Raw genomic sequence first — 26,142 nt, 5'->3', positions numbered from 1 at the left:
ATGACCACGACCATCCCCCAGCAGCCCACCCCCGCGGGTGCGGAACCGGGCGGCGCCCTCCTCGAAGCCCGCGGCGTCATCATGCGGTTCGGCGGCCTCACCGCCGTCCGCAACGTCGACCTCACCGTCAACAAGGGCGAGATCGTCGGCCTCATCGGCCCCAACGGCGCCGGCAAGACGACCTTCTTCAACTGCCTCACCGGCCTGTACGTGCCGACCGAAGGCACCGTCAGCTACCAGGGCACCGTCCTGCCGCCCAAGCCCCACCTCGTCACCAAGGCCGGCGTCGCCCGCACCTTCCAGAACATCCGGCTCTTCGCCAACATGACCGTCCTGGAGAACGTCCTCGTCGGACGCCACACCCGGACCAAGGAAGGCCTCCTCTCCGCCATCGTGCGCGGCCCCGGCTACCACCGCGCCGAAGCACAGTCCCGCGCCCGCGCCATGGAACTCCTCGAGTTCACCGGCCTCGCCGACAAGGCCGAACACCTCGCCCGCAACCTGCCCTACGGCGAACAGCGCAAGCTCGAGATCGCCCGGGCCCTCGCCAGCGAACCCGGCCTGCTCCTCCTCGACGAGCCCACCGCCGGCATGAACCCCCAGGAGACCCGCGCCACCGAGGAACTCGTCTTCGCCATCCGCGACCAGGGCATCGCCGTCCTCGTCATCGAGCACGACATGCGGTTCATCTTCAACCTCTGCGACCGCGTCGCCGTCCTCGTCCAGGGCGAGAAACTCGTCGAAGGCAGCTCCGACGTCGTCCAGAACGACGAACGCGTCATCGCCGCCTACCTCGGCGAACCCTTCGACGCCACGTCCCAGGACGACACCGCCGCACGCGAGACCCCCGGCACCGACCAGGCGGAAGGCACCACCAGCGAGCAGGAGAACGACCGATGACCGCACTCCTCGAAGTCGAGGACCTCCGCGTCGCCTACGGCAAGATCGAAGCCGTCAAGGGCATCTCGTTCTCCGTCGACGCAGGCCAGGTCGTCACCCTCATCGGCACCAACGGCGCCGGCAAGACCACCACCCTGCGCACCCTCAGCGGACTCCTCAAGCCCGTCGGCGGCCGCGTCCGCTTCGACGGCAAGGTCCTCACCCGCGTCCCCCCGCACAAGATCGTCGCCCTCGGACTCGCCCACTCACCCGAAGGCCGGCACATCTTCCCCCGCCTCACCATCGAGGAGAACCTCAAGCTCGGCGCCTACCTCCGCAAGGACACCGCCGGCATCACCAAGGACATCAACCGCGCCTACGACCTCTTCCCCATCCTCGGAGAACGCCGCAAGCAGGCCGCCGGCACCCTCTCCGGCGGCGAACAGCAGATGCTCGCCATGGGCCGCGCCCTGATGTCCCAGCCCAAACTGCTCATGCTCGACGAACCCTCCATGGGACTCTCGCCGATCATGATGCAGAAGATCATGGCCACCATCGTCGAACTCAAGGCCCAGGGCACCACCATCCTGCTCGTCGAGCAGAACGCCCAGGCCGCCCTCTCCCTCGCCGACCAGGCCCACGTCATGGAGATCGGCACCATCAAACTCTCCGGCACCGGCCAGGACCTCCTCCACGACGAGGGCGTCCGCAAGACCTACCTCGGCGAGGACTGACCCGCACGGCGCCCCCGGCACCACGGGAAAGCCCCGGCACGCACACCGTGCCGGGGCTTCCGCGTTCAAAGAGACCAGAGCGGCTACTTCTCCGTGACCTCGTCGATCACGGCCTGCGCCACCGCCTGCATCGACATCCGCCGATCCATCGACGTCTTCTGGATCCACCGGAACGCCGCCGGCTCCGACAACCCGTACTTCGTCTGCAGCACGCTCTTCGCCCGGTCCACCAGCTTCCGCGTCTCCAGCCGCTGCGCCAGATCCGCGACCTCCTCCTCCAGCGCCCGCAGCTCCTGGAAGCGGCTCACCGCCATCTCGATCGCCGGCACGAGATCACTCTTCGTGAACGGCTTCACCAGATACGCCATCGCCCCGGCATCCCGCGCCCGCTCGACCAGCTCCCGCTGCGAGAACGCCGTCAGCATCAGCACCGGCGCCAGCTTCTCCCCGGCGATCCGCTCCGCCGCCGAGATCCCGTCCAGCACCGGCATCTTCACGTCCAGGATCACCAGATCCGGCCGCAGCTCCTCCGTGAGCTTCACCGCCGTCTCGCCGTCGCCCGCCTCACCGACGACGGAGTACCCCTCCTCCTCCAGCATCTCCTTCAGATCCAGCCGGATCAGCGCCTCGTCCTCAGCGATCACGACCTTCGTCGTGGACGGAGGCACGTGCGACGGCTCGTCCTGAGCCTGCTCATCCTGGGGCGTCGGGGACTCTTCGGGGGCGCTCACGATGCTCCTTGTGCTCCTCGGGCGGTGGAGGGGTGCTGCCCCCTGAGCCTACCTAGCTCCGGTAGAGTTTGAGCACGGAGGATGTGCGCTATCCTCTGATTCTGAGGCCCCGGTAGCCCAATTGGCAGTAGGCAATGGATTCAAAACCCATACAGTGTCGGTTCGAGTCCGACTCGGGGCACTTCACCTTCCAATCGAAGGTAAATGATTCTTTCTAGCGAACGCTGAACATGGTGAACTTCCGGGCGATTCGCTCGGTTTGTCACCGGTCTCGCGCAGAGTTGCGTCATGCACGATCTCGATATTCGCCGCGAAGCCATGCGCCTGGTCGCGTCCGACCGCAGCCTCAACAGTGTCAGCCGGGAAACCGGGATATCCCGTGCGACACTTCGCCACTGGCGTACCCACGGAATCACGCCGACCAGCATCGGTGCCCAGCCCCTTCGCACCGAGGGACCGGCGTACCCCTATCTACTCGGTCTCTACCTGGGCGACGGCTGCCTGAGCGCCCATCGCCGTGGGGTGTACGTCCTCCGTATCTCCTGCGCCGACGCCTGGCCGGGTCTCGCCGACGCCTGCGAGCGGGCCGTTCACGGGGTGCGCCCCGGAGGTGCGGTCTCGCGGGTGCAGCGTCAGGGGTGCACCGAGATCACGTCGACGAGCAAGCAGTGGCCCGTGGTGTTCCCGCAGCACGGTCCGGGCAAGAAGCACGAGCGGAAGATCGAACTGGAGCCCTGGCAGCAGGACATCGTGGACGCCCGCCCCTGGGAGTTCGTGAGCGGGCTGATCCACTCGGACGGGTGCCGGATCACCAACTGGACCGAACGTGCGGTCAACGGCGTCCGGAAGCGCTACGAGTACCCGCGCTACTTCTTCACCAACACCTCGGCCGACATCCGGCGGCTCTTCACCGGCACGCTGGACGCGCTCGGCGTCGAGTGGACGGAGTCCCGGCGGCGGGGCGGTGCCTACAACGTCTCCGTGGCCCGGCGCGCGTCCGTCGCGCTGATGGACGCGCACGTCGGGCCGAAGAGTTGAGGCGGGGCGGCGCGGGGTCAGGCCGTGCCGTTGGTGGAAGTGGTGGGGGTGGCGGGGCGGAGCATGCAGGTGAGGCGGGCGGTGCAGACGCGCTTGCCGGTGGCGTCGTCGGTGATGGTGATCTCGTAGGTGGCCGAGGAGCGCCCGCGGTGGACGGGGGTCGCGGTGCCGGTGACGGTGCCGGAGCGCAGGCCGCGGTGGTGGGTGGCGTTGAGGTCGACGCCGACGGCGACCTTGCTGGGGCCGCCGTGGAGCATCGCGCCGACGGAGCCGAGGGTTTCGGCGAGGACGGCGGAGGCGCCGCCGTGGAGGAGTCCGTAGGGCTGGGTGTTGCCTTCGACGGGCATGGTGCCGACCACCTTGTCGGGTGCCGCTTCCAGGATCCGGATGCCCATGCGCTCGCCGAGGTGGCCGGCGGAGAACAGGGCGGGGAGGTCGATGCCGAGGCCGGCGTACTGCTCCAGGATCTCCGGGGGGAAGTGCGTGGTGGTGGTCTGCTCGCCCATGGGAGGGGGGACTCCGTTCAGTGCTGTTCGAGTCGGATGACGACGGACTTGGCCGCGGGGGTGTTGCTGGTGTCCGCGGTGTGGTCCAGCGGGATCAGGACGTTGGTCTCGGGGAAGTACGCGGCGGCGCAGCCGCGGGGGGTGGGGTAGTGGACGACGCGGAAGCCTTCGGCGCGGCGTTCGCTGCCGTCGGTCCATTCGCTGACGAGGTCGGTGTAGTCGCCGTCGGTGAGGCCGGCGGCGGCGGCGTCCTCGGGGTGGACGAGGACGACGCGGCGGCCGTCCTTGATGCCGCGGTAGCGGTCGTCGAGGCCGTAGATGGTGGTGTTGTACTGGTCGTGGGAGCGGAGGGTCTGCAGGAGCAGGCGGCCTTCGGGGACGTGGGGGTATTCCAGGGGCGCGGCGGTGAAGTTGGCCTTGCCGGTCGCGGTGGGGAAGGTGCGGCTGTCGCGGGGGGCGTGGGGGAGGGTGAAGCCGCCGGGGTGCCGGACGCGGGTGTTGAAGTCGTCGAAGCCGGGGACGACGCGGGCGATGCGGTCGCGGATGAGGTCGTAGTCGGTTTCGAAGTCGGCCCAGGGGATGGTGCTGTCGGGGCCGAGGACGGTGCGGGCGAGCCGGCTGATGATGGCGGGTTCGGACAGCAGGTGGGGTGAGGCGGGGGGCAGGTTGCCGCGGGAGGCGTGGACCATGCCCATGGAGTCCTCGACGGTGACGAACTGGTCGCCGCCTGCCTGGTGGTCCTTCTCGGTGCGGCCGAGGGTGGGCAGGATGAGGGCGCGTGCTCCGGTGACGGCGTGGGAGCGGTTGAGTTTGGTGGAGACGTGCACGGTCAGGCGGGCCTGGCGGACGGCGGCTTCGGTGACGGCGCTGTCGGGGGTGGCGGCGACGAAGTTGCCGCCCATGGCGAAGAAGACCTTGGCGGTGCCGTCGCGCAGGGCGCGGATGGCGCGGACGACGTCGAGGCCGTGGTGGCGCGGGGGTTCGAAGCCGAACTCGTCGCGGAGGGCGTCGAGGAAGGGGGCGGCGGGGCGTTCGAAGATGCCCATGGTGCGGTCGCCCTGCACGTTGGAGTGGCCGCGGACGGGGCAGACGCCGGCGCCGGGGCGGCCGACGTTGCCCTGCAGGAGCAGGACGTTGACGACTTCGCGGATGGTGGGCACGGCGTGCTTGTGCTGGGTGAGTCCCATGGCCCAGCACACGATGGTGCTCTTGGCGTTGCGGAGCCGGGTGTGGAGGTGTTCGACCTGGGCGCGGGTGAGGCCGGTGGCGCGTTCGACCTGGTCCCATTCGGTGGCGAGGGCGGTGGCCTTGTAGTCCTCGTAGCCGTGGGTGTGGGCGTCGAGGAACTTGTGGTCGAGGTCGTCGTTCTCGATGAGGAGGCGGCCGAGACCGCGGAAGAGCGCCTGGTCGCCGCCGAGCCGTATGGGGAGGTGGAGGTCGCTGAGGGGGGTGCCGCGGCCGGCGAGGCCGCCGGGGGTCTGGGGGTTCTTGAAGCGTTCGAGGCCTGCTTCGGGCAGGGGGTTGACGCTGACGATGGTGGCGCCGGCCCGCTTGGCCTTCTCGAGGGCGGAGAGCATCCGCGGGTGGTTGGTGCCGGGGTTCTGGCCGGCGACGATGATGAGCTCGGCGGTGTGGAGGTCGTCGAGGAGGACGCTGCCCTTGCCGACGCCGAGGGTTTCGGTGAGGGCGGAGCCGGACGACTCGTGGCACATGTTGGAGCAGTCGGGCAGGTTGTTGGTGCCGTAGGCGCGGGCGAAGAGCTGGTAGAGGAACGCTGCTTCGTTGCTGGTGCGGCCCGAGGTGTAGAAGACGGCCTCGTCGGGGCCGTCGAGGGCGGCGAGTTCGTCGGCGATCAGTGCGAAGGCGCGTTCCCAGGGGATGGCCTCGTAGTGGTCGGCGCCTTCGGGCAGGTACATGGGCTGGGTGATGCGGCCCTGCTGGCCGAGCCAGTAGCCGCTGCGTGCGGCGAGGTCGGTGACGGGGTGGGCGGCGAAGAAGTCGGGGGTGACCCGGCGCAGGGTGGCTTCTTCCGCGACGGCTTTGGCGCCGTTCTCGCAGAACTCGAAGGTGTGGCGTTTGTCCTCTTCGGGCCAGGCGCAGCCGGGGCAGTCGAAGCCGTTCTTCTGGTTGACCTTGAGGAGCGTGAGGGTGGCGCGGCGGGCTCCCATCTGGGCGCCGGCGACCTTCACGGTGTGTCCGATCGCGGGCAGGCCCGCGGCGCTCTGCTTGGGCGCGGTGACGTGCGGGGCGTCTTGGACGGGGTCTCCGGCCGGGGGCTTCGTTGCCATGCGATCGATCCTGCCACTCTTTCGGCGCCTCATCGCCTCCGGGTCCTGGACCCTTCGGCTCAGCGGCCGCGGCCGCGGCTGCGGATGCCGGCCCGGCGGCGCGGGGAGCGTCGGGGGTTGTCGGTGCTGCGTGGGAGGATCGGGCTGTGGCAGAGAAAGCGACGAAGACGACGACCGACCGCCCCCGGCTGATGCTGCTGGACGGGCATTCGCTGGCGTACCGGGCGTTCTATGCGCTGCCGGTGGAGAACTTCAGCACGGCCACGGGGCAGCCGACGAACGCGATCTACGGGTTCACCTCGATGTTGTCGAACACGTTGCGTGACGAGCAGCCGACGCATCTGGCGGTGGCGTTCGACGTGTCGCGCAAGACGTGGCGGTTCGACGAGTACCCGGAGTACAAGGCGACGCGGTCGAAGACGCCGGACGAGTTCCGCAGCCAGGTGGGGCTGATCGGCGAGTTGCTGGACGCGATGCGGGTGAGCCGGTTCGCGGTCGACGGCTACGAGGCGGACGACGTCATCGCGACGCTGGCCACGCAGGCGGAGGCGCTGGGGTACGAGGTGCTGATCGTCACGGGTGACCGGGACGCGTTCCAGTTGGTGTCGGATCACGTCACGGTGCTGTATCCGACGAAGGGCGTGTCGGAGCTGACGCGTTTCACGCCGGAGAAGGTGGAGGAGAAGTACGGTCTCACGCCGCGCCAGTACCCGGACTTCGCGGCGCTGCGCGGTGACCCGTCGGACAATCTGCCGGGCATTCCGGGGGTGGGGGAGAAGACCGCCGCGAAGTGGATCACGCAGTTCGGGTCGTTCGCGGAGTTGTGCGAGCGGGTCGACGAGGTGAAGGGCAAGGCGGGGGAGAACCTCCGGGCGCATCTGGAGGCGGTGAAGCTGAACCGCCGGCTGACCGAGATGGTCAAGGACGTGCCGCTGGACGCGGGGCCGGAGGGGCTGGCGCGGCCGGCGTACGACCGGGAGAAGGTCGGTGGCGTGCTGGACGCGCTGGAGTTCCGCAACCCCAACTTCCGGGAGCGGCTGTTCGCGGCGGATCCGGGGGCGGAGGAGGAGGCCGCGGAGGTCGCCGAGGGTGTGGCGGTCGACGGTGTGATGCTGGCGGAGGGTGAGCTGCCGGGCTGGCTGGCGGAGCGTGCGGGGGAGCCGCTGGGGCTGGCGAGTGTGGACACGTGGTCGCTGGGGGGCGGCGGTGTGTCGCAGGTCGCGCTGGCGTCCGCGGAGGGCGCGGCGTGGTTCGACCCGTCGCAGGTGGGCGAGGCGGACGAGCAGGCGTTCACGGCGTGGCTGGCGGACGCGGACCGGCCGAAGGTGCTGCACAACGCGAAGAACGTGGCGCGGGTGTTCGCGGAGCACGGCTGGCGGCTGGCCGGCGTGTCGATGGACACGGCGCTGGCGGCGTATCTGATCAAGCCGGGCCGCCGGTCGTTCGCGCTGGACGTGCTGTCGGTGGAGTACCTGGGCCGGGAGCTGGCGCCGGCGGACGGGGGCAGCGGGCAGCTGGCGTTCGGTGAGGAGGACGACGGCGAGGCGGCCGCGGCCGAGGCGTTGATGGTGCAGGCCCGTACGGTGCTGGATCTGGGCGACGTGTTCGCGCAGCGGCTGCCGGAGGTGGGTGCGGCGGAGTTGCTGCACGACGTGGAGCTGCCGGTGTCGGCGTTGCTGGCGCGGATGGAGCGGGCGGGTATCGCCGCGGACCGGGCCCATCTGGAGGGTCTGGAGCAGCAGTTCGCCGCGGCGGTGCAGCATGCGGTGGCGGAGGCGCACGCCGCGGTGGGGCACGAGTTCAACCTGGGGTCGCCGAAGCAGTTGCAGGAGGTGCTGTTCGGGGAGCTGGGCCTGCCGAAGACGAAGAAGACGAAGACGGGTTACACCACGGACGCGGACGCGCTGGCGTGGCTGGCGGCGCAGACGGATCACGAGCTGCCGGTGATCATGCTGCGGCACCGCGAGCAGGCGAAGCTGCGGGTGACGGTGGAGGGCCTGGTGAAGACGATCGCGGCGGACGGGCGGATCCACACCACGTTCAGCCAGACCGTCGCGGCGACGGGCCGGCTGTCGTCGACGGATCCGAACCTGCAGAACGTGCCGGTGCGGACGGACGAGGGGCGGGCGATCCGCCGGGGGTTCGTGGTCGGTGAGGGGTTCGAGTCGCTGCTGACGGCGGACTACAGCCAGATCGAACTGCGGGTGATGGCGCACCTGTCGGAGGACGAGGGGCTGATCGCCGCGTTCACCTCCGGTGAGGACCTGCACACGACGGTGGGCTCGCACGTGTTCTCCGTGGAGCGGGACGCGGTGGACGCGGAGATGCGCCGCAAGATCAAGGCGATGTCGTACGGGTTGGCGTACGGGCTGTCGGCGTTCGGCCTGTCGCAGCAGCTGGCCATCGAGGCGGCCGAGGCGCGGGCGCTGATGGAGACGTACTTCGAGCGGTTCGGCGGTGTGCGGGACTATCTGCACCGCGTGGTGGAGGAGGCCCGGATCACCGGGTACACCGAGACGTTGCTGGGGCGGCGCCGGTATCTGCCGGATCTGACGAGCGACAACCGGCAGCGCCGGGAGATGGCCGAGCGGATGGCGTTGAACGCGCCGATCCAGGGGTCGGCCGCGGACATCGTGAAGATCGCGATGCTGCGGGTCGACGAGGCGCTGACGCGGGAGAAGCTGGCGTCGCGGATGCTGTTGCAGGTGCACGACGAAATCGTGCTGGAGGTGGCTCCGGGCGAGCGGGAGCAGGTGGAGGAGCTGGTCCGCCGGGAGATGGCGGGCGCCTATCCGCTGCGTGCTCCGCTGGACGTGTCGGTGGGCTGGGGCCGGGACTGGGAGTCGGCGGCGCACTGACGGGTTGTGTTCCGCGTCCGGTTCGCGCCGGGCCGCCGGCGGGGTGTGAACGTGCCGCGTCTCCTTGGTTAAAGGATCACCGGGGGGATGCGGCCTGGCGGTGAATTGCGTTCTTTCGTCCCCTGTGTATTGCCGTGGGCCTGTGGTCGAGGGGCTGAAGTTGCCGTAGGGTCGACCGAGTTGTGGCGCCGGGGACGGTGCGCATCTCGTTTGTGGGAGGGGACCGCGATGGCAGCGCGGAGGTACGGCCGGAGGCTTCGCAGGGGTGCGGCGGGGACGGCGGTGGCCGCCGCGGTGATGGCGGCCCTCAGCGCCTCGCAGGCACCCGGACTGTTCGGGGTCGCGCACGCGACGGCGCAGAGCGGCACCCAGCAGGGGCAGCAGCAGTCGCCGCCCGCGGTGCCGGCACCGGGGCCGCCCATCGACGGCGGTTCGCCGTACATCACGGATGTGCCGCCGCTGAACACCCAGACGGGGCCGTTCGCCCCGCCGCCGGGTGGCGGTCCCGTGGTGAGCGTCCCGTCGGGCGCGAGCCTGCCGACGACGGTGCTGGCCGCGTACCAGCGCGCCGAGGCGGCGCTGCGGCTGTCCCAGCCCGGCTGCCACTTGCCGTGGCAACTGCTCGCCGGTATCGGGCAGGTGGAGTCCGGCCAGGCGCGTGGCGGTGCGGTCGACGCGAACGGCACGACGCTGTCGCCGATCCTCGGCCCGGTGCTCAACGGCAAGGGCTTCGCGAACATCTCCGACACCGACGGTGGCCGCTGGGACGGCGACCCGGTGCACGACCGGGCGGTCGGCCCGATGCAGTTCATCCCCTCCACGTGGGCGACGTGGGGCGCCGACGGCAACGGTGACGGCGTGAAGGACCCCAACAACGTCTTCGACGCGGCGCTGGCCGCCGGCGACTACCTGTGCGCCGGCAACCGCGACCTCGCGGTGCCGCAGCAGATGGACCGGGCGATCCTCGGCTACAACCACTCGCAGGCGTACCTGAACCTGGTCAGGGCCTGGTACACGCACTTCCTGCAGGGCGGCGCGGTGAGCGTGCCGGACAGCAGCGGGAAGACCGGGAAGAACGGCCAGGGCATCGCCCCGGTGCCCGACCCGTCGACGACGCCGGTCGCCCCGGTCTCGCCGTCGTCCCCCGCGGGCGGCGTCCCGCCGCACGGCGGGGTGAACCCGGGCGGATCGGTCACCCCGCCCTCGCACGGCACCCTGCCGCCCCCCACCACGAGCCCCACCGGCTCGCCGACGACCCCGCCCACCACGCCGCCGACGTCCGGGCCTCCGACGACGCCGCCCACCACGCCGCCGACGACGCCGCCGACCACGACCCCGCCGACGACGCCGCCGACCACCGACCCGACGACGCCGGGCTGCCCGACGGACTCGCCGTCGCCGACGGACAGCGCCAGCCCGTCGCCGTCGCCGTCGGACAGCACCTCGCCGGACCCGTGCGCCACCGACACGCCCACCCCGAGTCCCTCGGACACCGCGGGCGCGGCGACGGGCGCGGCGCTGACCCCGTCGGCGAACGCCGTCACGACCGGCTGAGACCCGGGGCCGCCGACGGGCCCCACGCCCCGACTCGTCGCCGCCCGGCGCCGCGCCCGCTCCACGGGCCCGGCGCCGGGTGCGTTTCCGGGACCCGCTCCTCCAGTCCACCAGGCGCCCCGCGCCCGCCCGTTGGGCCCGGGGTCAGATCGGGGACGGGGTCGTGCGGGGAGGATCCGGCGCGGGGCGGCTGGGTGGCGGGGCGGCTGGGTGGCGTCAGCTCTTGCGGGGGTTGGTGCGGCGGGTGGGGGCAGCTGTCGCGGGGTCTTCGGGCCAGGGGTGGCGGGGGTAGCGGCCGCGGAGTTCGGCTCGGACCGCGCGGTAGCCCTCGCGCCAGAACGACGCGAGGTCCGCGGTGACGGCGGCGGGGCGGCCCGCGGGAGACAGCAGGTGCACCAGCACCGGAACGCCGTCGCCGGGGGCCGCGCCCGGGAGCGTCCCGACCCGCGGGGTCTCCCGCAGGCCGAACAACTCCTGGAGTTTCACGGCCAGTACAGGCTGCTCGCCGCTGTAGTCGACGCGCACCCGGGACCCGCTCGGCACCTCCAGGCGCTCCGGCGCCAGCTCGGCGAAACGCGCCGCCTCCCCGCTCGCCCACGGCAGCAGCCGCGGCAGGGCCGCGCCCGCCTCGACGCGCGCCAGGTCCGCGCGGCGCCGGGCCCGCCCGAGCTCCGGGCCCAGCCACTCCTCGGCGCGCTCCAGCAGAGCCCCCTCGGAGACGTCGGGCCACGGCTCGCCCAGCGCCCGGTGCAGGAACGCGATCCGCTGCCGCGTCTCGCGGGCCTCCCGCGTCCAGTGCAGCAGGCCGGTGCCCTCGGCGCGCAGCCCCCCGAGCACGGCCGCACGCACCGCCGCCGGGTCCGGCGACTTGAGCGGCGCCGCGGCCAACTCCACGGCGCCCAGGCGTGCCACGCGCCGCGCGACGACGTCCCCGCCGCTCCAGCGGACCTCCTCGTACGTCTCCAGGAGGCCGCCGGCCGCCAGCCGCGCCGTCTCCTCGTCGGTGACCGCCGCGAGCCGCACCCGGGCGTCGGTGCTCCCCGCCGCCCGCTCGGCGACCGCGATCGCCACCCACTCCGCGTCCCCCAGCGCCCCGCCGGCGGCCGCCGCCGTGCCGCCGACCATCAGGTAGCCGCCGCCGGGCCGCCGCCGCGCGACCCGCTCGGGGAACGCCAGCGCGGCCACGAGCCCGGCGGCGTCCTCGTCGCCCCACGTCCGGCCGCCGTGGCCGCCGGTGCTGCCCCCGCGCGCGACCGCGGGCAGTGCGGTGCGCAGGCGGCGGGACTCGGTGCGCCAGCGGGCCGTGAACGCGTCGGTGGTGCGGCGGGCCGTGTGCCAGGCGCCGGCCAGGTCGGTGCCGTACGACGACGGCACCTCCTCGGAGAGCAGCGCGGTGATCTCGGCGGCCCGGTCGGGACCGATCAAGGGCGCCGCGTCGAGCAGGGCGCGGGCCAGTCGCGGGTGGAGGCCCAGCAGCGACAGGGCGCGGCCGCGGTCGGTGGCCCGGCCCGCGGCGTCGACCGCGGCGATGTCGCGCAGCGCGGAACGTGCCGCGGCCAGCGCGCCGGCCGGCGGCGCGTCGAGGAGCGCCAGGGCGGACACCTCGGGATCGCCCCAGCAGGCGGCCTGCAGCGCGAACGCGGTCAGGTCGGCCAGCGCGATCTCGGGCGCGGGGCGCGCCGGGAGCCGCGGGTGCTCGGCCTCCGCCCAGCAGCGGTAGACGGTGCCCGGGGCCTCGCGGCCCGCACGGCCGGCGCGCTGCTCGGCGGCGGCCCGCGACGCCCGCACCGTCGTGAGCGCGCCCAGGCCCCGCGCGTGGTCGGTGCGCGGTTCGCGGGCCAGCCCGGAGTCCACCACGACCCGGACGCCCGGCACGGTCAGGCTCGACTCGGCCACCGACGTGGCCAGCAGCACCCGCCGTCCCTCGCCCGGCGCGAGCGCCGCGTCCTGCACGGCGGCCGGCGCGCGCCCGTGCAGGTGCAGCACCTCCGCGCCCGCGGGGGAGCCGAGCAGCCCCGCCACGCGGCCGATCTCCCCGACGCCCGGCAGGAAGCACAGCACGTCGCCGTCGCGCTCGGCCAGCGCCCGCCGCACGGTGGCGGCGACGTGGTCCAGCAGCGCGGGGTCGACCCGCATGCCGTGCGGTGGCCGTACCGGTCGCGGCGGCGGCGACCACCGCACCTCCACCGGGTGCAGCACCCCCGCCGCCTCGATCGCGGGCCCGTCCAGCAGCCCCGCCCAGGCCGCGGTGTCGGTGGTCGCCGACGCCGCCACCAGGCGCAGCCCGGGCCGCAGCACCGCCCGCACGTCCAGCAGGAACGCCATCGAGGTGTCCGCGTCGAGGTGCCGCTCGTGGCACTCGTCGAGCATCACCGTGCCGACGCCCGGAAGTTCCTGGTCGCGCTGGAGCCGTTGCAGCAGCACGCCCGTGGTCACCACCTCGACGGCCGTGCGGGCCGAGACCCGGCGCTCGCCGCGGACGGTGTAGCCGACGGTGTCCCCGACGCGCTCACCGAGCAGCCAGGCCATGCGCCGCGCGGCGGCCCGCACGGCCATCCGCCGCGGTTCGGCCACCAGCACCCGGCCGGCGTCGCCGAACGCGTCGGACAGCAGCAGCGGCACCAGCGTCGTCTTGCCGGTGCCGGGAGGTGCCGCCAGCACCGCGGTCCCGCCGTCGCGCAGCGCCGCCAGCAGTTCGGGCACGACCGAGGCGACCGGCAGCGCCCGGCCCTCCGCGCGGATCTCCGCACTCACCGCGCGCCTCTCACTTCCCGGCACCCGAGCGGCGAGGAGCCGTGCGGCGAGGACCCGTGCGGCGAGGACCGGCGCCGCGAGGACCGGCGCCCGTCGTGACGGCCCGCTCCCGCGCGGCCCGCACCGCGACGGCCCGTTCCGCTGCAGCTCACGTCGCGAGCGTTCACTCCGCGACGCACACGAAGATCGCCGTGCCCGGCAGCAGGCGGCCGCGCAGCGGCGACCAGCCGCCCCACTCCTGCTCGTTCCACTCCGGCCACTCCGGCTCGACCAGGTCCACCAGGCGCAGGCCCGCCGCGGTGATCTCGCGGACGCGGTCGCCGAGGGTGCGGTGGTGCTCGACGTAGACGGCCAGGCCGCGGTCGTCCTGCTCGACGTAAGGGGTGCGGTCGAAGTAGGAGGCGACGGCGGTCAGGCCCTCGGGCCCGGCCTCGTCGGGGAACGCCCAGCGCACCGGGTGGGTGACCGAGAAGACCCAGCGGCCGCCGGGCCGCAGCACCCGCCGCACCTCGCGCTGCACCGTCGCCGAGTCGGCGACGAAGGGGAGCGCGCCGTACGCGGAGCACGCCAGGTCGAAGGAGGCGTCGGCGAACGGCAGCCGCCCCGCGTCGGCCTGCACCAGCGGCACGGACACGCCCGCCCCGCCGCCGGTCCCGCCGTGGTGCGCGCCGCCGGTCCCGTCGGCCAGTGCCTGGTCGATGCGGCGCGCGTGCTGCAGCTGCCGCCGCGAGAGGTCGAGGGCGACCGGGCGGGCGCCCTGCCCGGCCAGCCACCGCGAGCACTGTGCGGCGCCCGCGCCGATCTCGAGCACCGCCTTGTCCTTGAGTTCGGCCGCGGGGCCCAGGAGTGCGGCCTGCGCCTCGTCGAGCCCCTCGGGGCCCCAGACGAAGCGGTCGTCGCCGAGGAAGCGGCCGTGCTCCAGCTGGTACTCGTCGGCGTTGCCGTCCCACCAGCGGCGATTGGCCCGGCTGCTCTCCGTGGTACCGGCAATACGACGGGTAGCTTCGGGTTCGGGTCCTTGGATCATCGCGGCAGTCGTCGTACTCTCTGCGTAGACCTGCGGGGTGGGCGAGTTGCGCCGGTTAGGTCCCTTATGCGCGTGGTGCGCTCTTCGCGCATTGACCATGCCCGGCTGCCCCCGTATGCTACAAGTTGCGCTGGCAGCCTGCGCGCCTCAGACGGAGCAGGCCACGCTCGACTTTGCAGATCCCTTGGGCCTAGCGGCTTGCGGTCCTCGCGGCCGGGCCCGCAGGGGTACGGCAGGACGAAAACGGCTCCCGGCGTAGCAGTACCTACGACTTACTGTCCGTACCGGAGTCCTTTCCCTAATGACGAGCAGCACCGAGTCCCCCCTTACCACCCCGCAGGTGGCGGTCAACGACATCGGCAACGAGGAAGCCTTCCTCGCCGCGATCGACGAGACGATCAAGTACTTCAACGACGGCGACATCGTCGACGGCGTCATCGTGAAGGTCGACCGGGACGAGGTCCTGCTCGACATCGGTTACAAGACCGAAGGCGTCATCCCGTCCCGCGAGCTCTCCATCAAGCACGACGTCGACCCGAACGAGGTCGTCGCCGTCGGTGACGAGATCGAGGCCCTGGTCCTCCAGAAGGAGGACAAGGAGGGCCGCCTGATCCTCTCGAAGAAGCGTGCCCAGTACGAACGTGCCTGGGGCACCATCGAGAAGATCAAGGAAGAGGACGGCATCGTCACCGGTACCGTCATCGAGGTCGTCAAGGGTGGCCTCATCCTCGACATCGGCCTGCGCGGCTTCCTGCCCGCCTCGCTCGTCGAGATGCGCCGCGTGCGCGACCTGCAGCCCTACGTGGGCAAGGAGCTCGAGGCGAAGATCATCGAGCTGGACAAGAACCGCAACAACGTGGTCCTGTCCCGCCGCGCCTGGCTGGAGCAGACCCAGAGCGAGGTCCGCCAGACCTTCCTCACCACCCTGCAGAAGGGCCAGGTGCGCTCCGGCGTCGTCTCCTCCATCGTCAACTTCGGTGCGTTCGTGGACCTCGGCGGTGTCGACGGTCTGGTGCACGTCTCGGAGCTGTCCTGGAAGCACATCGACCACCCCTCCGAGGTCGTCGAGGTCGGCCAGGAGGTCACGGTCGAGGTCCTGGACGTCGACATGGACCGCGAGCGCGTCTCCCTGTCGCTGAAGGCGACCCAGGAAGACCCGTGGCAGCAGTTCGCCCGCACCCACCAGATCGGCCAGGTCGTTCCCGGCAAGGTCACCAAGCTGGTTCCGTTCGGTGCGTTCGTCCGCGTGGACGAGGGCATCGAGGGTCTGGTGCACATCTCCGAGCTGGCCGAGCGCCACGTGGAGATCCCGGAGCAGGTCGTCCAGGTCAACGACGAGATCTTCGTCAAGGTCATCGACATCGACCTGGAGCGCCGCCGGATCTCGCTCTCCCTCAAGCAGGCGAACGAGTCCTTCGGTGCCGACCCGGCGTCGGTCGAGTTCGACCCGACCCTCTACGGCATGGCCGCGTCGTACGACGACCAGGGGAACTACATCTACCCCGAGGGCTTCGACCCGGAGACCAACGACTGGCTGGACGGCTACGAGAAGCAGCGTGAGGAGTGGGAGGGGCAGTACGCCACCGCCCAGGCCCGCTTCGAGCAGCACCAGGCGCAGGTCATCAAGTCCCGCGAGGCGGACGAGCAGGCTGCTGCGGAGGCCGGCAACGCCGCGCCCGCCGCGGGCGCCGGCACCGGCGGCGGTTCGTACTCCTCGGAGTCGGACGACAACTCCGGCGCCCTGGCGTCGGACGAGGCGCTCGCCGCGCTCCGCGAGAAGCTCGCCGGCGGCCAGAGCTGACACCGGCTCCGCGCTGAGGCAGGCCACTGCACGGTGGGCCCGCATCCCTTCGGGGGTGCGGGCCCACCGCCGTGTCCGGGGCCTGCCGGGGTGCTCTACGGGGTGACGGGGACGTTCGTGAGGCCCTTGCCGCCGGTCACCGTGTTGCTGCCGGAGACGGTCGTCGGGCAGTCGGCGCCGCTGTTGGTGACGTCGATGGCGAGCTGGGTCGCGCCGGTGGCGCCGGTCAGGTCCGAGACGTTGTCCCGGAAGACGGTGCCGCAGCCCCAGCCCGGCTGCTGGGTGTGCGTCTGGTAGCCGTCGTTCAGGGTGCGGGTGCCGTGGTTCCCGGTGATCACGTAGTCGTTGCCCTTCACGTCGACCCACGAGTCGTCGTAGTTCGTCATGCTCAGGCCGCTGCCGTCGAAGGTGTTGCCGGAGACCAGGCCGCCGGTGGTGCCCTCCTTGAGGTCGATGTTCTCGGCGCCGACGTTCGGGCCGATGACGTTGTCGAGGATCTGCACCCGGTCGCTGGTGTCGCTGAGCGTGTTGGCGGTGCCGACGTACACGCCCTCGCCGTAACCGGGCCGCTGCAGGCCGGTGTTGTAGATCCGGGAGTTCCTGATCACGTCGTCGGTGCTGGAGGTGCGGAAGTGCACGCCCTCCATCTGCAGGTCGTGGACGGTCACCGCGTCGATCACCACGTGCGAGGCGGTGTCGGTGACGATGCCCTTCTGCCCGCCGGTGACGGTCAGGCCCTGAACCGTCCAGTAGCTCGCGCCGTCCAGGTACAGGCCGTAGCCGCCGCTGGAGGAGAGCACGGCGTTCGCCGAGCCGGTCAGGGTGATCGGGGCCGCGGCCGTGCCGGGGGTGTACGCCTTGAAGTTGCCGACGTAGGTGCCGTCGGCGAGGTGGATGGTCTGGCCGGGGGCCGCGGCGGCCAGCGCGGCCTTGAGGTCCTTGGCCGTGGCAACCTCGACGGTCGTGCCGGCCGCGCCGGCCGGGGCCGGGTGGGCGAGCAGGCCGGCGGCCAGCAGGGCGGCCGCGGTGGGGAGGGTCAGGAGCGCGTGGGGTCGCATCCGGAACGCCTTTCATGAATGTGAACGTGGGACGCTGACATGAACAAGGGCGGCGCCTGGACGGTAGGGCGCCCGCCGACGGCCCGTCAAGACGCCCGCCTCGCACGCACCCGGACGCGTCGTGTCCGGGCGCGGGTTCACGCCATTCCCCCGCGCGCCGGGAATGGCGGGCTCGCGCTGTTCGTTGGAAGTCACAGAGAGCGAGGAGGACGATGACCGTGCTGGATCCCCAGGGACTGTACGAGTACGTGCCGGGCGGGGCCGAGGCCGTCGACGAGGCGGTCGGTGACACCGGCCCGGTGCTCCTGTACCACTTCGAGGGGTACATGGACGCCGGGGCGACCGGCGAGCAGATCACCGAGAAGCTGCTGGACCGCCTCGACAACCAGCTCATCGCGCGCTTCGACGCCGACCGCCTGGTCGACTACCGGGCCCGCCGCCCGCTGATGACCTTCGAGCGCGACCACTGGACGGCCTACGAAGAGCCGGCCATCGACCTCTACCTGGTGCGCGACACCACGGGCACGCCGTTCCTGGTGCTCACCGGCCCCGAGCCGGACGTGGAGTGGGAGCGTTTCAGCCGCGCGGTGCTCCAGGTGATCGAACGCCTGGGCGTGCGCCTGGCGATCAACTTCCACGGCATCCCGATGGGCGTGCCCCACACCCGCCCGGTCGGCGTCACCCCGCACGGCAACCGCGTCGACCTGATGCCCGGCCACCGCGCCTGGTTCGAGGAGGCGGAGGTCCCCGGCAGCGCCGCCTCGCTGATCGAGCTGCGCCTGGCCGAGGCCGGCCGGGACGTGCTGGGCGTCGCCGCCCACGTCCCGCACTACCTCGCCCGCTCCCCGTACCCCGACGCGGCGCTCATGGTCCTGGAGACGATCACCGCGGCGACGGGCCTGGTGCTCCCCGAGGTCGCGCACGCCCTGCGCAACGAGGCCCACACGGTGCGCGTCGAGATCGACCGGCAGGTCGCGGAGGGTGACGGGGAACTGGTCTCCGTGGTCCGCGGGCTGGAGAGCCAGTACGACGCGGTCGCCGGTTCCCAGACGCGCGAGAACCTCATCGCCGAGCCCGTCGACCTGCCCTCGGCCGACGACCTCGCCGCCGAGTTCGAGCGCTTCCTCGCCGACCGCGAGGACGACGGCCGCTGACCCGCCCGGCCCCGGCCCCGGCCGGGGTCAGGCGGTGGCCGCTCGCGCCACCAGACCGTCCCAGGCGGCCCGGACCTGGGGTTCCAGCTCATCGAGCGGCCCGTCGTTGCCGATGACGACGTCGGCGACCGCGAGCCGCTGCTCGCGGGTGGCCTGCGCGGCCATCCGTGCCCGCGCCTCGTCCGCGGTCATGCCGCGCAGCCGCACCAGGCGGTCCAGCTGGGTGTCCGGTGCCGCGTCCACCACGATCACCACGTCGTACAGCGGCGCCAGACCGTTCTCGGTGAGCAGCGGCACGTCGTGGACGACGATCGCGTCCGGTCCCGCGGCCTGCTGCAGCTCCGCCGACCGCCTGCCGACCAGCGGGTGCACGATCGCGTTGAGCGCCTTGCGGCGCTCCTCGTCGGCGAAGACGATCGCGCCCAGCCGCGGCCGGTCCAGGCTGCCGTCGGGCGCCAGCACCTCCGTGCCGAACTCGGCGACCACCGCGGCCAGCCCCTCGGTACCGGGCTCGACGACCTCCCGCGCGATCCGGTCGGAGTCGACCAGCACCGCGCCGTAGGACGCCAGCAGCCGCGCGACCTCGCTCTTGCCGGCGCCGATGCCGCCGGTCAGCCCCACTGTCAGCATGGGCGACACCCTATGCGCTGCGGTGCCGGCGCCCGCGGCGGGCCGGGAATGGGGTTGCCGGTCAGGGCGTTGGGTATGTCTGACCAGACGACCAGTCGTCACCCGTCCCGATTCAGGGAGGCGGCCTTGCCCGAGCGGACTCCAGAGACGCACATCATCGACTACCGCGCCGCGGAGCAGTTGCTGGCCGCGCGTGACCCGCGCGGTGCCGTCAAGCTGCTGGACCCGGTGATCGCGGCGCACCCGGAGAACACCGCGGCCCGCCTGCTGCGCGCCCGCGCGTTCTTCGCCGCGGCCCAGCTGCGCCCGGCCGAGCTGGAGTTCCAGCTCGTCCTGGAACGCGAGCCCGACAACGCCTTCGCGCACTTCGCTCTGGCCCGCACGCTGGAGCGGGCCAACCGGCCCGGCGAGGCCCAGCGTCACTTCCGGCTCGCCGCCGCCCTCGACCCGCGCCCGGACTACCTGGCCGCGGCCCGTTTCGAAGGCGACTGAGCCCCGGACGCGGCCGCTTCCCGCCCCGGGAACCGGCGGCGGTGCGGCAAGCGTCAAACTCCCGTCAAGGAAACCGCGGTAGCGGTGCGGCGGCGGGCTTCCGCCGCTACGTTCACACCCTTGTCATCGAAGGGGAGCGGGACAATGGAAGTCGTCGTCGTGCTGCTGGTCATCCTCGCGGTGCTCGGCCTCATCGTGCTGTCCAGCAGCGTCAAGGTGGTGAAGCAGTACGAGCGCGGGGTGATCTACCGGTGGGGGCGGGTCAACCGGCTGCCCAAGGAGCCGGGCCCGCGGTTCCTCGTGCCGTTCATCGACCGCATGACCAAGGTCAACATGCAGGTCGTCACCATGCCGGTGCCGTCCCAGGAGGGCATCACCCGCGACAACGTGTCCGTGCGGGTGGACGCGGTGCTGTACTTCCGCGTCGTCGACCCGATCCGGGCCACCGTCGACGTGCAGAACTACCAGTTCGCGATGCTGCAGGTCGCGCAGACCTCGCTGCGGTCGATCATCGGCAAGAGCGACCTGGACGACCTGCTGTCCGGGCGCGAGCAGCTGCACGAGGGTCTGGAGCTGATGCTCGCGACCCCCGCCGCCGGCTGGGGCGTGCACATCGACCGCGTCGAGATCAAGGACGTCGCGCTGCCGGAGTCCATGAAGCGGTCGATGGCCCGGCAGGCCGAGGCCGACCGGGAGCGGCGGGCCCGCATCATCACCGCCGACGGTGAACTGCAGGCGTCGCAGAAGCTGTCCGAGGCCGCGCGGACCATGGACGCCAACCCGGCGGCCCTGCAACTGCGCCTGCTGCAGACGGTCGTCGAGGTCGCCGCGGAGAAGAACTCCACGCTCGTCATGCCGTTCCCGGTGGAGATGCTGCGCTTCTTCGACCGGGCGGGCGCCGGCACCGGTGCCGCGAACGACAAGCCCGCCGCGGCGGCCGCGCCGCCCGCGGTGGCGCCCGCGGATCCGCAGCCCGCGGTCGAGCCCGCCGACGAGCGGGCCGAACTGCCCAAGTCCGTGGGCCCGCAGATCCCCGACCCGCGCTCCTCGGAGGAGTGAGCGCGGCTCACCGCCGGTCCCGGTGCGACGTCTGACGCGCCCGGCGGGGCGGCCGGTGCCCGGCACCGGCCGCCCCGCCCGCGCGTTCAGCGCGACCAGTCGACCTTGAACACCCAGGCGTACCGGCCGGCCGCCCGCGCGGCGGCCGGCACCTGCACGGTCAGCGTCCCGCCGTCGAACTCCCAGTCCAGCGGCCGGTCGTGGCCCAGCATCGTCACCTTGTCGCCCTTGCGGACCGGCACCGGCGCCCGTACCACCAGCGTGCTGCCGGGGTCCTCCAGCGACGAGATGTAGAACGCCCTGCCCTGCTGGACGCTGAACCGCAGCGACCCGAGCTGCGCCATCGCCGACCAGTACGTGGTGCCGTACACCGACTCGCCGTTGACCCGCAGCCACTGCCCGGTCTCCCGCAGCCGCTGCTCCATGATCGCCGGGATGGTGCCGTCGGCCTTCGGCCCGATGTCCAGCAGGAAGTTGCCGTTCTTGCTGACGATGTCGACGAGGGTCTGCACGACCTCCTCGGCCGTCATGTAACGGTCGTCCGGGGTGGCGCTGTTGTAGCCGTAGGAGTGCGGGTCCAGGCCGCGGCTCGCCTCCCACTTGGCGACCACCGTGTTGGCGTAGGTGGTGTACTCCGGCGTGCTGAAGTCGTGCGGGCCGATGCCGGAGCGGTTGTTGACCGTCACGTCCTTGGGGCGCCCGCGGTTCTTGGCGTGGTTGAAGTAGTCCGTCAGCACGTGGTGGCTGTCGTTGACGCCGCCGATGTCGCACCAGATGACGTCGGGGTCGTAGCCGTGGATCAGCTCCTCCATCTGCGGGGCCTGGTACTCGGACACGTAGTCCTTGCCGGCGGTGTAGCCGGTGTACGGCACCGGCGCCTGCGTGTAGGGGTTGCGCGGGGCGTGCCCCATCCACGGGTTGTCCGGGTTGAACCACTCCGGCATCGAGAAGTAGAGGCCGTTGCGCAGCTCCGGGGTGTACGTGCGCGAGGCGGTGAACAGGTCCTTCACCAGGTCCCGGTGCGGGCCCATGCGCACCGCGTTGCGGTCGGAGACCTTGGTGTCCCACAGCGCGAAGCCCTCGTGGTGCTTGGAGGTCAGCACGTAGTACTCGGCGCCCGCGTCGCGGAACAGCTCGACCCAGGACCGCGGGTCGAAGCGGCTCGCGGTGAACATCGGGATGAAGTCGTCGTACGCGAAGTCCTCGCCGTAGGTCTGCGCGTGGTACTGGTACACCGGATCGCCGGGGCTCTGCATCGAGTTCCAGTACCACTCGGCGTACGAGCCGCCGACCGGCGACCAGGCCGGCACCGAGTAGACGCCCCAGTGGATGAAGATGCCGAACTTGGCGTCGCTGAACCAGTAGGGCGCCTGGTGGGTGGAGAGCGACGCGTCGGTCGGCTGGTAGTCGGGGGTGCCCAGGACGAGGGACGCGCCGCGGGTCGCGGCGGTGCCGCCGCGTCCGGTGGCCCGGACGCTGCCGGTAGCGGCGGTACCCGGCGCGGTGCCGGCCGCGTTGCGGATGCCGATCCGCAGCCGCGCCTGCTCGCCGGGCCCGAGCACCGGCACGGACGCCGGCGCGACGGTGAGGCCGCCGGGCACCTGCACGTCCACCCGCACCTCGTCGGCCTCCGTGATCCAGGCGGTGCCGGCGTTGAGCACGGTCGCCTCGACGCTCTGGGTGGCCTTCGGACCAGTGAGCGCGTTGGTCGACGCGGCCGAGCGCAGCAGCAGCGCGCGGCCGGCGGCCGGGGGCTGCAGGGTCAGCGCGAAGACGTGCAGGGCCGAGGTGCCGGCCGTCGCGGGCCCGGTGGTGGGCAGCGTCACGGCGACCGCGTCGCGGGACGGGTCCAGCCACAGCTCGGTGACGCTCATCGCGACCGGGTGCGGGTCGGTGCCGCCGGGGGAGTAGCGGAACGACGTGGTGAGCTCGCCGCCGCCCGAGTACCAGTCGTCCCCGCCGAGGGCCGCGTCGGAGGTGCTGCCGTCGGCGTAGTGCACGGTCGCGGTGCCCGAGGCCGCGCCGTAGCTGCACGACACCAGGAACGACGCCGACAGGTAGCGGCCCGCGGGCAGGTCCACGCGCTGGCCGCTCGCCACGATGTTGTTCTTCGCGCCGGCCGCCGACGACGGGATGATGAAGCTCACCCCTCCGATGACTGCCGTGCCGGAGGGCAGTTCCTCACCGGGGAAGGAGTAACCGGATCCGTCGAAGTCGCCGCCGCGGGCGTCCGCGGTGTCGATGCCGTCGTTGTCGAACCAGCCGTCCAGGGGGACCGGCACCGCGTCGGGCACCGAGCCCCACCCCGCCGGTCCCGCGGACCGACCGGCGGTCGGACCGCCGGCCGTGCCGGCGGGTGCTGCCACCGCGTTCTGCGCGGTGAGCAGGGTGGAACCCACGGCTGCGCCCGCTGCCATACCCAGCACGTGGCGTCGTGGGAACGTGGTCATCTGTGCCCTCCTCGTCCATGGAGCGGCTCGTCGCGGATGGGGTGCCATCCGCAAGGGCCTCAGCCGCGCGGCCGGCGGCGTGCCGCGCGGGGCGGCAGCGCGGAACGGCCCGCAACAGGCCGGAGGCGGCCCGTCACCGAACCGGCACCCACCGACACCAAGCGTCACCGATCGACATCGACGGACACCGATCGACATCGACCCGACGCCGACTGAAACGGCTGAGACATCCGATGAGTGATCCTGGAGAGGTGAGCGGAACCTGTCAATAGATCGGACAGTCGTCCGTGGCGGGAGGGCTCAGAACAGCGGAGCGGGCAGCACGCCCTCGAGCGCCAGGAGCTGCCGCTTGATCTCCAGGCCGCCGCCGAAGCCGCCTATGCCGCCGCCGCTCTCGATCACCCGGTGGCACGGCACGACCACCGGCAGCGGGTTCGCCCCCATCGCGGAACCGACCGCGCGGGCCGCCAGTGCCTCGCGCCCCTCGCCGACCCGGTCGGCGAGGTCCTGGTAGCCCACCACCGTGCCGTAGGGCACACTCGCGGCCAGCTCGCGCAGCACCCGCCGGTTGAACCCGGTGGCCAGCGACCAGTCCAGCGGCAGGTCGAAGGCGCGCAGCCGGCCGTCGAAGTACGCGGCCAGCTGGTCCGTGACCGGTGCCAGCCGGTCCGCGTCCGCCACCGCGGGGGCGCCCAGCCGGCGGCCCAGCGCCGCCACCGTCCGCTCCACGTACTCCGGGCCGGCCCGGAAGCCGACCAGCACCAGGCCCTGCCGCGTCCCCGCCACCAGCAGGGGCCCGATCGGCGCGTCCACCACGGTCCACGCCACGGTCCAAGCCACCTCAGTCACGCCCCCCACCCTAGGGCGGGGGTCCGACAGCGGGCCGCCGCCGGCGGCCCCGGCCGATTGTCGGTGGCTGGCCGTACCGTGGTCTCATGCGGCCCGTTTCAGACATCGAACGCAGTGTGGCGCCCTTCGAGGTCGTCAGCCCCTTCCAGCCCAGCGGCGACCAGCCGACCGCCATCGACGACCTCGACCGCCGGATCCGCGCGGGCGAGCAGGGCGTCGTCCTGCTCGGCGCCACCGGCACCGGCAAGTCCGCCACCACTGCCTGGATGATCGAGCGGCTGCAGCGCCCCACCCTGGTGATGGCGCCCAACAAGACGCTGGCCGCCCAGCTCGCCAACGAGTTCCGCGAGCTGCTGCCGAACAACGCGGTCGAGTACTTCGTCTCGTACTACGACTACTACCAGCCCGAGGCGTACGTCCCGCAGACGGACACCTACATCGAGAAGGACTCCTCCATCAACGAGGAGGTCGAGCGTCTGCGGCACTCGGCGACCAACTCGCTGCTCACCCGGCGCGACGTGGTGGTGGTCGCCTCGGTGTCCTGCATCTACGGCCTGGGCACCCCGCAGGAGTACATCGACCGCATGGTCCGGCTGAACGTCGGGGACGTCATCGACCGCGACCAGCTGCTGCGCAAGTTCGTCGACATCCAGTACACGCGGAACGACGTGGCGTTCACCCGCGGCACCTTCCGGGTCCGCGGCGACACCGTGGAGATCTTCCCGGTGTACGAGGAACTCGCCGTGCGCATCGAGATGTTCGGCGACGAGATCGAGGCCCTCTACACCCTGCACCCGCTCACCGGCGAGGTGATCACCGAGGACCGGCAGATCTACGTCTTCCCCGCCACCCACTACGTCGCCGGACCCGAGCGGATGGAACGGGCGATCACCGGCATCGAGAAGGAGCTGGAGGTCCAGCTCGCCCAGATGGAGAAGCAGGGCAAGCTGCTGGAGGCCCAGCGGCTGCGGATGCGCACCACCTACGACATCGAGATGATGCGGCAGATCGGCACCTGCTCCGGCATCGAGAACTACTCCCGCCACATCGACGGGCGCGAGTCCGGCTCCGCGCCCGACACCCTGATCGACTACTTCCCCGAGGACTTCCTGCTCGTCATCGACGAGTCCCACGTCACCGTGCCGCAGATCGGCGCGATGTACGAGGGGGACGCCTCCCGCAAGCGGACCCTGGTCGACCACGGCTTCCGGCTGCCCTCCGCACTGGACAACCGGCCGCTGAAGTGGGAGGAGTTCCTCACCCGGGTCGGCCAGACCGTCTACCTGTCGGCGACCCCCGGCGCGTACGAGCTGTCCCGCGGCGACGGAGTGGTCGAGCAGATCATCCGCCCCACCGGCCTGGTCGACCCCGAGGTCATCGTCAAGCCCACCGAGGGCCAGATCGACGACCTGGTGCACGAGATCCGGCTGCGCACGGAGAAGGACGAGCGCGTCCTGGTCACCACGCTGACCAAGAAGATGGCCGAGGACCTGACCGACTACCTGCTGGAACTGGGCATCCAGGTGCGGTACCTGCACAGCGACATCGACACCCTGCGCCGGGTCGAGCTGCTGCGGGAGCTGCGGGCCGGCGAGTACGACGTGCTGGTCGGCATCAACCTGCTGCGCGAGGGCCTGGACCTGCCGGAGGTGTCCCTGGTCGCGATCCTGGACGCGGACAAGGAGGGCTTCCTGCGCTCGGGGACCTCCCTGATCCAGACCATCGGCCGCGCCGCCCGTAACGTCTCCGGCCAGGTCCACATGTACGCGGACCGGATCACCCCCGCGATGGAGAAGGCCATCGACGAGACGAACCGGCGCCGCGAGAAGCAGGTCGCGTACAACACCGAGCGCGGCATCGATCCGCAGCCGCTGCGCAAGAGGATCGCCGGCATCCTCGACTCCTTCGCCCGTGAGGACGCCGACACCGAGGAGCTCCTGGGCTCCGGCCGGCAGCGCTCCCGTGGCAAGGCGCCGGTGCCGGGCCTGTCCGGGAAGGCCGGCGGCAAGCGGGACAGCGCCAAGCTGCCCGCCGACGAACTGGCCGACCTCATCGCCCAGCTGACCGAGCAGATGCACGCGGCGGCGGCCGAGCTGCAGTTCGAGGTGGCCGCCCGCATCCGCGACGAACTCGGCGATCTGAAGAAGGAGTTGCGCCAGATGCGGGAGGCGGGAATGGCCTGATCGCCCCGGGAGAACTCCCGCCGGCGAACCGGGACCCCCTTCGGTGGCGTCTTGTTATGGTGCGGGACACGCACACGAAGTGACGGGTGAGAGGGGA

The 26,142-nt window shown here is 72.0% G+C and carries 19 protein-coding genes and 1 tRNA gene; 11 read left to right on the top strand and 9 right to left on the bottom strand.

What is annotated here, in order from left to right:
- Together BMW99_RS10160 and BMW99_RS10155 are read left to right on the top strand one after the other, a co-directional pair.
- A complete protein-coding gene (locus BMW99_RS10160; RefSeq protein WP_069462445.1) occupies positions 1-900 on the top strand; it encodes an ABC transporter ATP-binding protein in 900 nt (299 codons plus the stop codon).
- Complete coding sequence (locus BMW99_RS10155; RefSeq protein WP_069462444.1) at positions 897-1,613, top strand: ABC transporter ATP-binding protein; 717 nt, start codon at positions 897-899, stop codon at positions 1,611-1,613. Before BMW99_RS10160 ends, BMW99_RS10155 begins: the two co-directional genes overlap by 4 nt.
- 83 nt (positions 1,614-1,696) lie before the next feature.
- On the opposite strand, the gene BMW99_RS10150 is transcribed toward BMW99_RS10155, so the two are convergent.
- Positions 1,697-2,344: an ANTAR domain-containing response regulator gene (locus BMW99_RS10150; protein WP_069462443.1), complete on the bottom strand. Its 648-nt coding sequence runs from the start codon at positions 2,342-2,344 to the stop codon at positions 1,697-1,699.
- Positions 2,345-2,450: 106 nt separating this feature from the next.
- Between BMW99_RS10150 and BMW99_RS10145 the strand changes: the two genes are divergently transcribed.
- Together BMW99_RS10145 and BMW99_RS10140 are read left to right on the top strand one after the other, a co-directional pair.
- Positions 2,451-2,525: transfer RNA gene (locus tag BMW99_RS10145), tRNA-Leu, on the top strand.
- Positions 2,526-2,632: 107 nt separating this feature from the next.
- Positions 2,633-3,382 carry a helix-turn-helix domain-containing protein gene (locus BMW99_RS10140; RefSeq protein ID WP_069462442.1) on the top strand — a complete coding sequence of 250 codons (750 nt, stop codon included), beginning with the start codon at positions 2,633-2,635 and terminating at the stop codon, positions 3,380-3,382.
- A 17-nt stretch (positions 3,383-3,399) separates the two neighbouring features.
- Here BMW99_RS10140 and BMW99_RS10135 read toward each other — a convergent pair whose 3' ends face one another.
- Complete coding sequence (locus tag BMW99_RS10135) at positions 3,400-3,888, bottom strand: PaaI family thioesterase (protein ID WP_075016658.1); 489 nt, start codon at positions 3,886-3,888, stop codon at positions 3,400-3,402.
- Positions 3,889-3,905: 17 nt separating this feature from the next.
- Positions 3,906-6,176 carry an FdhF/YdeP family oxidoreductase gene (locus tag BMW99_RS10130; protein WP_075016657.1) on the bottom strand — a complete coding sequence of 757 codons (2,271 nt, stop codon included), beginning with the start codon at positions 6,174-6,176 and terminating at the stop codon, positions 3,906-3,908.
- Positions 6,177-6,322: 146 nt separating this feature from the next.
- On the opposite strand from BMW99_RS10130, the gene polA reads away from it, so the two are divergent.
- Both polA and BMW99_RS10120 read left to right on the top strand, forming a co-directional pair.
- Positions 6,323-9,034, top strand: coding sequence for a DNA polymerase I (gene polA / locus BMW99_RS10125; RefSeq protein WP_069464432.1), 2,712 nt, complete (start codon positions 6,323-6,325; stop codon positions 9,032-9,034).
- Between the two features lie 228 nt (positions 9,035-9,262).
- A complete protein-coding gene (locus BMW99_RS10120) occupies positions 9,263-10,588 on the top strand; it encodes a lytic transglycosylase domain-containing protein (protein WP_075016656.1) in 1,326 nt (441 codons plus the stop codon).
- 216 nt (positions 10,589-10,804) lie between these two features.
- On the opposite strand, the gene hrpB is transcribed toward BMW99_RS10120, so the two are convergent.
- Both hrpB and BMW99_RS10110 read right to left on the bottom strand, forming a co-directional pair.
- Positions 10,805-13,342, bottom strand: coding sequence for an ATP-dependent helicase HrpB (gene hrpB / locus BMW99_RS10115; protein ID WP_245791335.1), 2,538 nt, complete (start codon positions 13,340-13,342; stop codon positions 10,805-10,807).
- Between the two features lie 163 nt (positions 13,343-13,505).
- The gene (locus BMW99_RS10110) at positions 13,506-14,369 is read right to left on the bottom strand and encodes a class I SAM-dependent methyltransferase (RefSeq protein ID WP_075016655.1); all 864 of its coding nucleotides are present in this window, start codon (positions 14,367-14,369) and stop codon (positions 13,506-13,508) included.
- A gap of 301 nt (positions 14,370-14,670) precedes the next feature.
- Between BMW99_RS10110 and rpsA the strand changes: the two genes are divergently transcribed.
- Positions 14,671-16,170 (top strand): 30S ribosomal protein S1, encoded by a 1,500-nt coding sequence (rpsA, locus tag BMW99_RS10105; protein ID WP_069463195.1) that lies wholly within the window; start codon positions 14,671-14,673, stop codon positions 16,168-16,170.
- Between the two features lie 95 nt (positions 16,171-16,265).
- Here the strand turns inward: rpsA and BMW99_RS10100 are convergent, their stop codons facing one another.
- A complete protein-coding gene (locus BMW99_RS10100; protein WP_069463196.1) occupies positions 16,266-17,228 on the bottom strand; it encodes a right-handed parallel beta-helix repeat-containing protein in 963 nt (320 codons plus the stop codon).
- Positions 17,229-17,446: 218 nt separating this feature from the next.
- Here BMW99_RS10100 and BMW99_RS10095 point away from each other — a divergent pair, with 218 nt between their 5' ends.
- Positions 17,447-18,382: a PAC2 family protein gene (locus BMW99_RS10095; RefSeq protein WP_069463199.1), complete on the top strand. Its 936-nt coding sequence runs from the start codon at positions 17,447-17,449 to the stop codon at positions 18,380-18,382.
- Positions 18,383-18,409: 27 nt separating this feature from the next.
- Here BMW99_RS10095 and coaE read toward each other — a convergent pair whose 3' ends face one another.
- Complete coding sequence (gene coaE, locus BMW99_RS10090) at positions 18,410-19,012, bottom strand: dephospho-CoA kinase (RefSeq protein WP_069463197.1); 603 nt, start codon at positions 19,010-19,012, stop codon at positions 18,410-18,412.
- 126 nt (positions 19,013-19,138) lie between these two features.
- Between coaE and BMW99_RS10085 the strand changes: the two genes are divergently transcribed.
- Positions 19,139-19,504, top strand: a complete 366-nt coding sequence (locus tag BMW99_RS10085) for a tetratricopeptide repeat protein (protein WP_069463198.1) — start codon at positions 19,139-19,141, stop codon at positions 19,502-19,504.
- A 144-nt stretch (positions 19,505-19,648) separates the two neighbouring features.
- Positions 19,649-20,563, top strand: a complete 915-nt coding sequence (locus tag BMW99_RS10080) for a slipin family protein (RefSeq protein ID WP_075016654.1) — start codon at positions 19,649-19,651, stop codon at positions 20,561-20,563.
- An 86-nt stretch (positions 20,564-20,649) separates the two neighbouring features.
- Here BMW99_RS10080 and BMW99_RS10075 read toward each other — a convergent pair whose 3' ends face one another.
- Both BMW99_RS10075 and BMW99_RS10070 read right to left on the bottom strand, forming a co-directional pair.
- Complete coding sequence (locus tag BMW99_RS10075; RefSeq protein WP_069462161.1) at positions 20,650-23,013, bottom strand: alpha-L-fucosidase; 2,364 nt, start codon at positions 23,011-23,013, stop codon at positions 20,650-20,652.
- A gap of 300 nt (positions 23,014-23,313) precedes the next feature.
- The gene (locus BMW99_RS10070; protein WP_176735395.1) at positions 23,314-23,871 is read right to left on the bottom strand and encodes a methylated-DNA--[protein]-cysteine S-methyltransferase; all 558 of its coding nucleotides are present in this window, start codon (positions 23,869-23,871) and stop codon (positions 23,314-23,316) included.
- 77 nt (positions 23,872-23,948) lie between these two features.
- Here BMW99_RS10070 and uvrB point away from each other — a divergent pair, with 77 nt between their 5' ends.
- Entirely contained in the window at positions 23,949-26,045 is a 2,097-nt protein-coding gene (uvrB, locus tag BMW99_RS10065) for an excinuclease ABC subunit UvrB (RefSeq protein WP_069462159.1), read from the top strand.
- Positions 26,046-26,142 lie beyond the last annotated feature (97 nt).

Source organism: Actinacidiphila rubida (genome assembly GCF_900110255.1).
Lineage (GTDB): Bacteria > Actinomycetota > Actinomycetes > Streptomycetales > Streptomycetaceae > Actinacidiphila > Actinacidiphila rubida.
Note: the sequence above shows the minus strand (reverse complement) of the source record. Positions and strands in the feature narration are given on the sequence as shown.

What these genes read in the sequence shown, in the direction of transcription:
- coaE (WP_069463197.1), bottom strand. Translation starts at nt 19,012, where the DNA reads ATGCTGACAGTGGGGCTGACCGGCGGCATCGGCGCCGGCAAGAGCGAG.
- BMW99_RS10080 (WP_075016654.1), top strand. Translation starts at nt 19,649, where the DNA reads ATGGAAGTCGTCGTCGTGCTGCTGGTCATCCTCGCGGTGCTCGGCCTC.
- BMW99_RS10135 (WP_075016658.1), bottom strand. Translation starts at nt 3,888, where the DNA reads ATGGGCGAGCAGACCACCACCACGCACTTCCCCCCGGAGATCCTGGAG.
- BMW99_RS10155 (WP_069462444.1), top strand. Translation starts at nt 897, where the DNA reads ATGACCGCACTCCTCGAAGTCGAGGACCTCCGCGTCGCCTACGGCAAG.
- BMW99_RS10075 (WP_069462161.1), bottom strand. Translation starts at nt 23,013, where the DNA reads ATGACCACGTTCCCACGACGCCACGTGCTGGGTATGGCAGCGGGCGCA.
- BMW99_RS10130 (WP_075016657.1), bottom strand. Translation starts at nt 6,176, where the DNA reads ATGGCAACGAAGCCCCCGGCCGGAGACCCCGTCCAAGACGCCCCGCAC.
- BMW99_RS10100 (WP_069463196.1), bottom strand. Translation starts at nt 17,228, where the DNA reads ATGCGACCCCACGCGCTCCTGACCCTCCCCACCGCGGCCGCCCTGCTG.
- BMW99_RS10120 (WP_075016656.1), top strand. Translation starts at nt 9,263, where the DNA reads ATGGCAGCGCGGAGGTACGGCCGGAGGCTTCGCAGGGGTGCGGCGGGG.
- BMW99_RS10160 (WP_069462445.1), top strand. Translation starts at nt 1, where the DNA reads ATGACCACGACCATCCCCCAGCAGCCCACCCCCGCGGGTGCGGAACCG.
- rpsA (WP_069463195.1), top strand. Translation starts at nt 14,671, where the DNA reads ATGACGAGCAGCACCGAGTCCCCCCTTACCACCCCGCAGGTGGCGGTC.
- BMW99_RS10110 (WP_075016655.1), bottom strand. Translation starts at nt 14,369, where the DNA reads ATGATCCAAGGACCCGAACCCGAAGCTACCCGTCGTATTGCCGGTACC.
- uvrB (WP_069462159.1), top strand. Translation starts at nt 23,949, where the DNA reads ATGCGGCCCGTTTCAGACATCGAACGCAGTGTGGCGCCCTTCGAGGTC.
- BMW99_RS10140 (WP_069462442.1), top strand. Translation starts at nt 2,633, where the DNA reads ATGCACGATCTCGATATTCGCCGCGAAGCCATGCGCCTGGTCGCGTCC.